An 11,682-nucleotide genomic window follows, 5' to 3' on the forward strand; every position below is an offset into this window, starting at 1 on the left:
GGTCCATCCAATGCGGTATTACCCTGAGCTGTGCGATATTTCGGACTCGTGTCCGAAGTACTTGTCGGCGACTTCCGGGCTCGGTGTCGGTGGTTCACCTGTACGAAGTGCGCACAGCAAGCGATGGCCGCTGTAGTTTCGGCGGGGACTTGTTCACCGCTCAAATCTTGCGGAGAGCCTCAGTCAGTCCGGTGAGAAGCCCTTGTACTCGAATCCGAAGTAGAACCACACGATTAGTGTGCTGATCGAGATCGATGCGATCAGATACCAGCGGCCCACACGGCGGGTGGGTGGCCACAGAATTAGGATGACTCCTGGAAGGTTCGCAGCGATCCAGCTCAGGGTCCATGGTAGCCAGTAGGTTGCCGTGAGAGCTTTGGGTGCCGGGGTGGGGTCAATCTCGGGAAGGCCTAGCCAGTGGCGCAGGAAGAGCGCCAGCGGTAGGGGGGCCAGAAGGCCGACCACACCTCCGACGATCGCCCCGAGGACCGCTACGGGTCCTGACGCGATCGTCGGAGATTTCACTGTGGTTGGTGGCATGTGGCCATCATCGCACGCCGGACCACGCCGACACTCCGCCGCTGCCCAGAACGAAGTAGGGCTTTGCGAGACCGATCCGCATGGCCTCGTGACCAACCCGTGCCGCATCGTTGGCGGGATTTGAAGAAGGGTCGCTGGTCCTGGAGTAGTCGTAGCTGTCGTAAATGTGCAACTGCTGGCGCAGCTCGATTTTGTGGTTGCCCGCGGTTCCTGGCTGGGCGATCACAGCCGTGGTTGACGACAGTTGGTGTCGGCCGAGAGAATGGATGTAGTCGCCGTCGTCCCCGGCGGTTAGCACCCAGGGGGTGCCGAAGACGCGTTTCGCCGGCTTCTTGGTGCGGTCTGCTTCCGCGATTGCCGCAGCGATGACTGCTTCTCGGTTGGTGGCCGCGGTTGTTGCAGGCGGTGTGGGGACTACGCCGTGCTCATCCGGCGGGTAATGCTGAACGGTGGCGGTCATCCATGGGTCCATGGTCGCCGCTTCCACCTTGTACTGGATGCCTTGGTTGCTGAAATAGTGATCCCACATGTTGAGGGCTGTTTGTTCATCCAAGTAGATAAATGCAGCACGAACACCGGCTGCACCGGTTGCGACCGCGGCCGCTTTGGAACCATCAGGGTCGGGGTCTACGCCGTACTGGCTGAGGTCGACCTCGGGGTTGGGGTATCCGGGATGCTCGTTGGTGTCGTAGGACGCGAACCCGGCATCAGCGGGCATTGCTCCGCGAAACGCGCCGGCAGCGCTGGCATAGATCGATCCGAACTGGAACTTCTGGGTGTAGGAACCAGTCTCGCCGCTGACCGGGATCGCATCTTCGACGGGGTAGCCCTATGGGCTCTTCTCGTAACCTGCGGCGCTCCACACTTCGAGGATGCGGCCGGCGACCGGGTGCGCACCACTCGACGGTGACCAGTAGATCACGGCGTTGTTGAGGAACCGGTTGAACCGGCCCACTCCGTCGGGTGTCACCACCTCGTCGGTAGTGGGCAATCCGAGATAGCTCTGGTCAGCGCCGAGGTCTACCCACTTTTGTCGGATGGTGCCCTGGATGCTGTGGGCGCCGGTGGCCGGCGACCAGTAGATTGATCCTCCCTGGAATTCCTGGCGCCGCCGGACTCCATCTGAGAGCACGATTTCGTCGGTGGTGGGGTACTTGAGGAAGCCAGTCTCATACCCGTGGTCGCCCCATTTGAATAGGAATTCGTGGGCAACGGGGTGGGCGCCGGTGGCTGCGGACCAGTAGATGTTTCCGCCGATGAACTCCGAGCGTTTGCCGGTGTTGCCGGGGTTGGTCAGCTCGTTGGACTTGGGCAGCAGCAGAAAGCTGGTCGGTCCGCCCATCTGGTTGTACTTGTCGCGGATCGCTCCGCACACCTGGAACGAGGTGGGCGGGTAGATCTGGCAGCCGGCCGCGGCTTGGGCCTGGACCGCCAGGGTCCCGACAGCCGCCGCACCAGTGGCCTGGACGGCAGCGTCGCCGGTCGCCGGATCGGTCGCCGTGTCCGTGGCCGCGGTGGCGGCGCCGGGGGTGTTCTGCTCTTGCATGATGATTCTCCTTGTTGGGGTGTCGCCGTGGCGACGAATTGTGGCTCGAAGTCACGAGCTGACCACAGATTGGCACCTGGCACCGACAAACTTGGAAATGTGCAGGAAGGCGATGGTTTCGGATCAGAAGAAGTTGGTGGTTCGTATCGAGTGGCCGATCCGCGCGGACAAGGCAGGGGCACGTCGTGGACAGTGTCCTCGACACAAGAATGCAGATAATCCGATATTTACTGCTATCAGACACGCGGTAACGGCGGCGGTCGATGGCTTGGTGGTCGAACGTGTCGGAGGATGCCTGTACACCATTGATACGCTGAGCAACAGCGCCTTTGGACGTGCGATCGAATCCGTGACCGCCGGGTGTGTGGTGGTGGTGCACGGTCAGTCAGCGTCGGTGCTCTCTGCGTCGAACAATGCGAATGGCGGCGATTCATGCGCTTTGTTTGGAAACAAACCAATCGCCAGTAAGCAAAGGGATAATGTCATGTCTGATACGTTGTTTGCCGATATTTCGGAGCATCAACCGGTGGTCGATGAGTCGTATCCGTATGAGTGGTTGTCGATCCGTTCGAATGATGGAACCTATCGTGATCACAACTTTTCTACGAACTGGGATATTGCTCGGAAATGGTTGGATGCGGGTCGGCTGCGTGGGTTGATCGTGTACTGCGTGTACCGGCCGAACTGGCGTGAGGTGGCCGACGTGCATGTCCAGATGCAGGGCGAGAATCGGCCGGATGTGGTGTCGATGGTCGATGTGGAGTCGTGGGGCGGGCAGATCAGCGGTGATCACAGTGATGCGATCAACCAGCTGGTCTGGACCATCAGCGATTGGCGCGGCCCACACCTGCACCGCCGGCCGCGTCGGGTAGTTGGCTACCTGAACCCCAACGATGCCGCTATCTGGACGGTGCGTCCGCCGATCGGGTTCGTCATCCCGTCCTACGGATCGCCGCCGGCGTTCCCGCCCGGCACCGAAGACCTTGGTGCGCAGATGATCGCCCACCAGTACACCGACGGCCAAGGGCACGGCAACGGGCTACCCGAAGGCTACGGAGCTGTGCGCTGTGACATGAACGCTGCCAACGGGTACAACGCCGACCAACTCCGCGTAGCGACCGGCATCGACGTACCGGCGCCCGCTGCGTCATCCTGACTCGCCGCCTCCGCCCCGGCCCGCATCGCAGATGGCGAGTCGGGGTGGGGGCGGGCTGTCACACCAACGGCCTAGTCTTCGCCCATATGTTCGATTACGAGTGATGGGTGGAGGTGGGCCGGATGCGGGTGCAGCGGGTAGAGATGCCGGACGGGGCGCAGTCGTGGACGGTGCTCGACGAACAGGGCGATGTGATCAAGCCGGCTGAGCAATTCTTGGCGTATCTATCAGGGGTCGGCCGCTCGCCGGGCACCGTGCGTTCCTATGCGTTCGATCTGCGTGACTTCTTCGAGTTCCTCAGTGCCCGGGAGCTGGACTGGGCCAATGTGCAGCTCGAGCAGCTGTCCTGGTTCGTCGGGTGGCTGCGGGTACCGCGCGAGAAGCGCACACGCGACGTCGTCGGGATCGCCACGGTCGAGGGGGGATGCGGCGCGGCGACGATCAACCGCAAACTTGCCGCACTCGGCTCGTTCTATCGATTCCATCACCGCCACGGAGTCGACTGCGTCCAGTTGCTGACCACGCTATCTCCGGGCGGCAACCGCGGCTCCTGGCGGCCGTTCCTAGCACACCTGGGGACCGACCAGCGCCGCCGAACCCTCAAACTCGCGACACCCCGAACGCTACCGACCACGCTGTCTGACACCGAGATCGCCACGATCAGCCGCGCCTGCCTCCGGCTGCGCGACCGGTTCTTCATCGAGCTACTCGCCGGCAGCGGTCTACGTTCAGGAGAAGCTTTGGGATTGCGTCACGAGGACATCGACCCGGCCCGATCGCTGGTCACCGTCGTCTCGCGCACCAACGCCAACGGCGCCCGGGTCAAGGGAGGCCAACGCCAAGTACCGATCTCGGGTCCCCTGGTCCGGCTGTACAGCGACTACCTGCTCACCGAGTATCGAGATCTGACTGCGACTATGTGTTCGTCAACCTGTGGGGCGGTCACCGTGGTGTTGCCTGGCGCTATTGGAACGTTACCGATCTCGTCGGTCGCCTGAATCGGCAGACCGGCATCCGTTTCACCTCGCACATGTTCCGCCACACCTACGCCACCCGTCTGCTGCGCCGCGGCGTACCCGCCGAGGTCGTGCAGAAGCTGCTCGGTCACGCCTCGATCACCACTACCACCGACACTTACGCCCACCTCACCGTCGAGGACCTGCGCCGCGTCCTGGTCGATTCCGGCATCCTCGACACCCCGACACCGGGTGCTCGATGAGTGACCGCACCAGCCGCGCCCATCGTATATCCCGCACGCAGGCGTCGGTGCCGACGTTGCCAGTCCATGTACACGACCTCATGGAGCAGGCTGCGGCTCCGCTCCTCGATACACGGCACCGCGTGCTGATGCATCCGGGCGATCCAGTCGGCGGCGGACCCCACTGCTCGGTCTCTGGTTGCCCACGCATTGCACGGACCTGCGCGCGATGCTTTATCCACTACCAGCGCTGGCGCGGCGCCGGCAGCCCGCCAGACGGTGACTGGGACCCCGGACCTCCGCCGGGGCCGGACTATCTGTCCCTGCATGCCCTGCCGCCACCGTTGCGGTCGGAACTGGCCTACGGCATTCTCCAAGCCCGACAACACGGCACCGACACTGCGATCTCGCTGCACACGCTGAACCGCCTCGTCAGCCGCCTCAAACACAGCGCCATCACCTCGCTGTTGCAACACCCCGAATCGGCATGGCCGGCCACCGCGACCTTACACAGTCGCCAGGCCTCGCCAAGTCGTCAGCGCCACGCCACCCCTATCGACGAGCTTGTGCGATTGCAGACGCCGTTCCTGCTGTTCTGCATCGATCAAATCGACCTTGCGCGCGGAGCGACCCGCGAAGATGAATACCGCCGCGACGTGTGGCGACTACGACGCCTCGGATTCCCGACCAACCGTGGCGGCATGATGATCGACCTCACCAGAATCGAAACACCCTGGCTGCGTGGAGCAGTCAAGCGGTTCCTGCGCTGGCGCATCGACACCGGGCACAGTCAAAGCGGCATTCATCGCGACTGCACCGTGCTCACCACGATCGCCGAAGTGCTCCTGGCCCACGCCGGTCCAGACGCCACACCCACAGACTTCGACCGCACCGTCATCAGCAAGACGCTCACTCGCATGGCCGCCGATGGCTACAGCGCCAACGGCCGCGGACAACGACTCTCCACTGTGCGAGCGTTCTTGGCTGCCTGTCGACAACACGACTGGATTCCCGACCTACCCACCCAAACCGCCGTCTACTCCGAAGACATCCCACCCAAGACGGCGCTGCTACCTCGAGCGCTGCCGGACATGATCATGGCCCAACTCGAACATCCCGACAATCTGGCTCAGCTCGACGACCCTCGTTGGGCGTTATTGTTCCCGATGCTCATCGATACCGGACTTCGCATCAATGATGCCCTCAACATTCCCGCCCACGATTGCGTCGTCCGCGACCACCATGGGGCGCCGTATCTGCGTTACACCAACCGAAAGATGAAACGCGAAGCCCTCGTGCCGATCTCAACCTCCATGGCCGCCGCAATCACCGACCACGCCCAGCGGCTGCTCGACACCTACCCACCCGGACCGGTGATGTTATTTCCCCGTACCCAGGCCAACCCAACAGGAACGATTCCCGCAGTCCCGGGGACGGCGCGCCGAATCCTCGACGAATGGATCACCGCCTGCCGCATCGTCGACGAGTTCGGCATTCCCGCCCACATCACCCTGCACCAGTTCCGCCACACCCTGGGCACCCGGCTGATCAACCACGTCGTCCCACAAGAGGTCGTCCGCAAAATTCTGGATCACTCATCGGCCGAGATGACCGCGCACTACGCGCGATTGCACGACGACACCGTGCGCCAGCACTGGGAACGGGCCCGCAAGGTCAACATTCACGGCGAGTCCATCGATACACCCGACGATCACCTCGCTGATGCCGCCTGGATGAAACACCACCTGGCCACCGCCACCCAAGCGCTGCCCAACGGGTACTGCGGTCTGCCACTTCAGCAGTCCTGCCCGCACGCCAACGCATGTCTGACCTGCCCAGTGTTCATCACCACCGACGAGTTCCTGCCCCAACACAAAGAACAACTTGCCCTCACCCAAGGCATCATCAAACGCGCCGAACAACGCGGACAGCTACGCCTGATCGAGATGAACACACAAACCGCGGACAACCTCACCGCCATCATCGACAGCCTCGAAAACCTCTGTCCTACAGACGAACCAAGCGAGTGATCCTCGTGCATTCCGACAACAGTCAACATCTCGCTGCAGCCGCTCAGGACCGCCACGACACCACCCGCCGTCGCGCCCAGCACGCCCTCGACGACCTCGTCGAGCGCCAGCAGCCAATCACCATCGCCGGACTCGCGCGCGCCGCAGGTGTGTCCCGGTCCTGGATCTACACCCAGCCCGACATCCTCCAGCGCGTCACAACGGCCCGGAATACACGCCCGCCACGATCCTCACCCACCGCAGCCAGCGAGCAATCCTGGAAAAACCGACACGACCTTGCTCACCGCCGCATCACCGAACTCCAAGCCGAGAACCGCCAACTGCGTGAGCAACTCGCCCGCGCCCACGGACAACTCCGCACACACGCCACCCCGTCATAGACACATGTCTTCACTACGAAAGCACAGATCATCATCGACATAGACACACGCGAACTCAGGGGAATGTATGTTCGATAGATTGGTGTCAGCAGGTTCGAATTGATGTGCGTTACCGCCACACCCCCGGGGTGTGGCCCCAAGAATCCGATGAGTCTCCTGCTGACCTGATCCGTCGACTCTTGGGGGACTGCTGTGAGCATCATCGACAACATCTCGGACATCTCTGACGCCGTGCACGATCTCTCCGTCGACGACGAGAATTTGACCGGGCCGCAGGCGTTCGACGCCATGCGGGCACTCCTTACACTGCGTAACCTGATCGACCATCACGCCGCGGTGCTGACCGCTGCGCTCGAACGGTTGCGGGTGGCGAAGGATCACGGACGTAGCACCCGAGAGTTGTTGATTGTCATGGGGTTCGCGCCCGCCGCCGCGCAGCGACTCATCCGTGTTGCCGGATCGCTCACCACCCTGCCCACGTTGGCCGCCCATGCGGCTGACGGCGTTCTGTCCGGTGAGCATGCTGACGCCGTCGTCCGCGGGGTCGAGCACATCGGGAAAAGATCACCGGAACCGATCGACGATGCGATGCGTCTAAACTATGTGACAGATCTTCTCGGACAACACTTCTCCGGCGCCACCCCCGCCGAGATCGTCGACCGTGCCCGCACCCTGGGCAACGTCCTCGCCGACGACACCGACGGCGGGTTGCCGGCCGCTGAAGACCGCTCCATCAACACGCTCACGAAAAGCAAGACCACTGACGGGCGCCTGCACGTCGAGGCCGACCTCGACACCGAAGTCGGGGAGAAGTTCCACGTCGACATGGAACACTACGGTGCGCCCCGACCTGAACCCGACGGCTCCCCCGATGCCCGATCGACCGAACGCCGCTTCGCCGACGCCCTCGAAGCTGTGCTCGACATCGCCGCCCGCAGCGGCGATCCCGAGCGGGCTTTGGCCCCGAGAACACAGGTGTTGCTGACCATTCCCGCCGACACACCGACACTGGCAGAGCTGCCGTTCATGGGATCAGTCACCCCTGCCACCATGAAAGCCCTCGCCTGTGACCCTGCGATCACCACCATCATCGTCGACGGCGAAACCGTCCCGCTCGACGTCGGCAGAGAGAAACGACTGTTCACACCCGCCCACCGCAAAGCGCTCCTGATCCGGGATAAGTGCTGCATCAAATGCGGAGCCCCCGCCAGCCGCACCCAGGCCCACCACATCGCCCACCGGAGCGAGGGCGGCGACACCTGCCTCGAAAACGGCTGCCTACTGTGCCCGTCCTGTCACGCCGACATCCACCACAACGGATGGGACGTATTCATCGGCGCCGACAAACACGCCTGGCTGACACCACCGACAACCGTCGACCCACACCGACGACCCATACCCAGCTACAACCGACGCACCCTGACCCTCGACAACCTGCCCACCGCCGCCTGACCCGACCCGATCCGACAGACAGACCATCTCACCCTGCACCCGGCCACGCCGGGACCGCATCCGTACCTTGACAACTCAACAGTGTGATACGCGCGTGCCTCTGCCGGCCGAACGCGGAACCAAGCAAACACTTCCGCGTTCGGCCGGTGGACCGGATATCCACACGCAGCGTGTGTGGTCAGTCGACGACAGGACCGGCATCCCGGACCTGATCGACCTTTCCCATCGCATCCCGGAGCTCCGACAGCCACGAATCCGTATGCTGCCCGACGAGTTTCACGCACCAGGAAAGAGCATCGGCGCGACTACGGGCCACGCCCGCAGCGACGAGCGTGTCGAGGACCTGCCGCTGCGGTTGACGCAGACGGGTCATGACGGGCACCGCGAGATGAGTGAACAACTGAGAGGACTCGCCACATCGGATGCCCCAGGCCACTTTTCGGTCAAATCGGTGCTCGGCTTCTCGCGCGACCTCGATCCTCTGATCGCGGGTCGTCTCCCGGAATCGGGCGATCCGGCCGGCCTCCGCCTGTCGTCGAGTCGTCTCATCGGCGTCGTCGTCGAGATCCGGCGGCGAGATCGTTCCGATGATCGTGATCTCCTCCCTGTCCACCCGCACCTCAGGCGATGCGGTGAACAGGCCGTCGGGCAGCCGACCTGCCAGCCATCCCGCCACTGTCTCGAACTCGCTCATCGGAATCTCCAATCTGATTACTTGTAATCATTCTTACCACGCAAGCTCATCGGTGTGAGCGAACTGCAACATGTTCGGGGCCGGTGTACGTCGCAGTGGCACCGGATGACTTAATGGAGCCAGCACGATGCCATCGACGAATGGTCAGATCGCACCTCGTCCGACTGCTCCCGGAAAGGTCCACCATGCCGAGAACCGTCCCGCTGTCCCAGCTGCCTGCGAACACCCCCGTCGTCGTCGGCGTGGGCCAGGCATCCGAACGATTGAGCGATCCGGATTACCGCGCGATGCCGGAAGTCGACCTGGCCGCGATCGCGGTCGAGACCGCCCTGGGCGACAGCGGCGTGACGCTGCCCGCCATCGCGGCCGAGATCGACACGATCGTCGGTGTGCGGACGTTCGAGGAATCGAGCCCGTTGTCCACGTCACCGCTGGGCCGACCGGACAACATGCCCCGCGCGGTTGCGAAACAGATCGGCCTGAGCCCAAACCGGGCCGTGCTGGGTGTCACCGGGGGGCAGAGCCCGCAGAGCCTGCTGACCGAGTTCGCTGGCGAGATCCATGCGGGTCGCAGCAACGGAGCCGTCCTCTTCGGCGCCGAGGTGATGTCGACGGTCCGACACCTCATGTCGACCGTGGACGCTGACAAGCGTCCAGACCATTCCGAGCAGGTCGGTGGCCAGCTGGAGGATCGAGGCTTCGCGATCGGAGGGCTGACGTCTCATCACGAGGCGCGACATGGGCTCATCGCCCCACTGGCGCAGTACGCGGTGCTCGAGAACGCGCGCCGCCACCGGCTTGGGCTCGGTCGCGACGAGTATGCCCGGACGATGGGCGAACTCTTCGCACCCCTGTCTGCTGTCGCCGCCGACAATCCTCATGCGGCTGCACCCACCGCGCGCAGCATCGACGAGCTGATCACCACGAATCAGGAGAACCGGGTCGTCGCCGACCCGTTCACGCGCCTGCTCGTCGCCCGCGATCAGGTCAATCAAGCGGCCGCCGTCGTCATCATGTCCGTCGGCCGCGCCCGTGAACTGGGCATCGACGCGTCTCGGTGGGTGTTCCTGCACGGACATGCCGACACGCGTGAGCAGACACTGATGAAGCGTCCTGATCTCAGTCGCGGGCCCGGGGCCGCCGCCGCCGTTCGGCATGCACTCGACGTCGCCGACGTCACGCTCGACGAGATCGCGTTCATCGACATCTACAGCTGCTTCCCCATCGCCGTCTCCAACGTCATCGATCCACTCGGTGTCGCACCCGACGACACCCGCGGACTCACCCTGACTGGCGGACTCCCGTTCTTCGGTGGTCCGGGGAACAACTACTCGATGCATGCGATCGCCGAAGCCGTCGACCGCACCCGCGCCTCGACCGATTCGTACGCGCTGGTCGTGGCCAACGGCGGAATCCTCAGCAAGACCTCGGTCGGGATCTACAGTTCGCTGCCTGCGCCCTGGAGCGACGGCGACTCCGCGGGCATCCAGGAGGAACTCGACACCGCGCCGGCGGTTCAGACAAGCGACTACGCCGACGGACCGGCCACGCTCGAGACGTTCACCGTCCTCCCCGGCAAGGACGGAGCTCGACGCGCGATCGTCATCGGGCGACTGCGCGACGACAGTCGATTCGTCGCCACCGTCGGCAGTGACGACGACGCGATGTTCGATCTCTTGGCGACCGACGATCCGATCGGCTCCGACATCTACGTCCAGTCGTCGTCCCGCGGCAACCGGGTGTATACGAGTCGCGCGGCGATGATGCGTCGGCACCCCCCGGCCCGACCCGGGTTCCGTGATCGCTACGAGCATGTCGTCATCCGCCGCGACAACCACGTACTGGAGGTGACGATCAACCGTCCGGACGCACGAAATGCGTTGCACCCAGCGGCAAATACCGAGTTGGACGACATCTTCGATGCATACTTCGCCGACCCCGACCTGTGGGTCGCGATCCTCACCGGCGCCGGGGACAAGGCCTTCTCGGCGGGCAACGACCTTGCACAGACGGCGGGCGCGGGCCTGGAGATCCCGAAGAACGGGTTCGCCGGCCTCACCTCCCGTCGACACAAGCCGAAGCCGGTGATCGCCGCAGTGAACGGTTACGCACTCGGGGGCGGCTGCGAGATCGCGATGGCGTGCCACATCGTCGTCGCCGACGAGCGTGCGACGTTCGGCCTGCCCGAGGTCCGCGTAGGACTCGCGGCGGTGGCCGGTGGCCTCGTGCGACTCCCCGCCGCGGTGGGCGGTGCTCTCGCGCGCGACATGATTCTGACCGGACGCCGCATCGACGCCACCGAGGCGAAGGCCGCCGGGCTCGTCGGCCGGGTAGCACCGGCCGGGGAGGTGATGGCACTGGCGCGTGCGGTCGCCGACGACATCCTCGCCGGTTCGCCGACGTCAGTCCGGGAATCGCTGCGCGCCATGGACGCCGCCGCGACGATCCCCGACGAGATCGATGCCATCGAGGAGACGTTCGGCGCCCTCGACTCACTCCTCGTCAGCCAGGACACCATCGAAGGCATCACCGCGTTCGTGTCGAAGCGCACGCCGCGCTGGACGGGACGCTGACGGCTCGACCCACCACCCCACCCGATCTGGATGAGCCCGCCGACCGGCCGTCGGCGGTACGATCAGCGCGACCTGACGGCGGACCGTCGTCAGCGGGCAGCGACCTGATCGTC

Annotated in this window: 11 protein-coding genes; 7 read left to right on the plus strand and 4 right to left on the minus strand. The window is 64.1% G+C overall.

Annotation, left to right across the window (positions count from 1 at the left end; all coding sequences use genetic code 11):
- Window positions 1-183 precede the first annotated feature (183 nt).
- From QSJ19_RS18645 to QSJ19_RS18655, 3 genes are all read right to left on the minus strand, one after another.
- Window positions 184-540 carry a hypothetical protein gene (locus QSJ19_RS18645; RefSeq protein WP_286322488.1) on the minus strand — a complete coding sequence of 119 codons (357 nt, stop codon included), beginning with the start codon at window positions 538-540 and terminating at the stop codon, window positions 184-186.
- 7 nt (window positions 541-547) lie between these two features.
- Window positions 548-1,258 carry a hypothetical protein gene (locus QSJ19_RS18650; RefSeq protein ID WP_286322489.1) on the minus strand — a complete coding sequence of 237 codons (711 nt, stop codon included), beginning with the start codon at window positions 1,256-1,258 and terminating at the stop codon, window positions 548-550.
- A gap of 111 nt (window positions 1,259-1,369) precedes the next feature.
- Window positions 1,370-2,086 carry an LGFP repeat-containing protein gene (locus QSJ19_RS18655; protein WP_286322490.1) on the minus strand — a complete coding sequence of 239 codons (717 nt, stop codon included), beginning with the start codon at window positions 2,084-2,086 and terminating at the stop codon, window positions 1,370-1,372.
- Between the two features lie 112 nt (window positions 2,087-2,198).
- Between QSJ19_RS18655 and QSJ19_RS18660 the strand changes: the two genes are divergently transcribed.
- From QSJ19_RS18660 to QSJ19_RS18680, 6 genes are all read left to right on the plus strand, one after another.
- Window positions 2,199-3,242: a glycoside hydrolase family 25 domain-containing protein gene (locus QSJ19_RS18660; protein ID WP_286322491.1), complete on the plus strand. Its 1,044-nt coding sequence runs from the start codon at window positions 2,199-2,201 to the stop codon at window positions 3,240-3,242.
- 122 nt (window positions 3,243-3,364) lie between these two features.
- Complete coding sequence (locus QSJ19_RS18665; RefSeq protein ID WP_502876243.1) at window positions 3,365-4,240, plus strand: tyrosine-type recombinase/integrase; 876 nt, start codon at window positions 3,365-3,367, stop codon at window positions 4,238-4,240.
- Entirely contained in the window at window positions 4,162-4,461 is a 300-nt protein-coding gene (locus QSJ19_RS27035) for a tyrosine-type recombinase/integrase (RefSeq protein WP_502876244.1), read from the plus strand. The genes QSJ19_RS18665 and QSJ19_RS27035 overlap by 79 nt, the downstream gene beginning before the upstream one ends.
- Complete coding sequence (locus QSJ19_RS18670; protein WP_286322493.1) at window positions 4,458-6,470, plus strand: tyrosine-type recombinase/integrase; 2,013 nt, start codon at window positions 4,458-4,460, stop codon at window positions 6,468-6,470. The genes QSJ19_RS27035 and QSJ19_RS18670 overlap by 4 nt, the downstream gene beginning before the upstream one ends.
- A 5-nt stretch (window positions 6,471-6,475) precedes the next feature.
- Complete coding sequence (locus tag QSJ19_RS18675; protein WP_286322494.1) at window positions 6,476-6,850, plus strand: DUF6262 family protein; 375 nt, start codon at window positions 6,476-6,478, stop codon at window positions 6,848-6,850.
- Between the two features lie 192 nt (window positions 6,851-7,042).
- Window positions 7,043-8,302 (plus strand): HNH endonuclease, encoded by a 1,260-nt coding sequence (locus QSJ19_RS18680; protein WP_353507157.1) that lies wholly within the window; start codon window positions 7,043-7,045, stop codon window positions 8,300-8,302.
- Window positions 8,303-8,480: 178 nt separating this feature from the next.
- Here QSJ19_RS18680 and abmR read toward each other — a convergent pair whose 3' ends face one another.
- The gene (abmR, locus tag QSJ19_RS18685; protein ID WP_286322495.1) at window positions 8,481-8,996 is read right to left on the minus strand and encodes an ATP-binding transcription factor AbmR; all 516 of its coding nucleotides are present in this window, start codon (window positions 8,994-8,996) and stop codon (window positions 8,481-8,483) included.
- 185 nt (window positions 8,997-9,181) lie between these two features.
- Between abmR and QSJ19_RS18690 the strand changes: the two genes are divergently transcribed.
- Window positions 9,182-11,569: an acetyl-CoA acetyltransferase gene (locus tag QSJ19_RS18690; protein ID WP_286322496.1), complete on the plus strand. Its 2,388-nt coding sequence runs from the start codon at window positions 9,182-9,184 to the stop codon at window positions 11,567-11,569.
- Window positions 11,570-11,682: the final 113 nt, after the last annotated feature.

Source organism: Gordonia sp. ABSL11-1 (assembly GCF_030315685.1).
In the GTDB taxonomy this organism is placed as follows: Bacteria; Actinomycetota; Actinomycetes; order Mycobacteriales; family Mycobacteriaceae; genus Gordonia.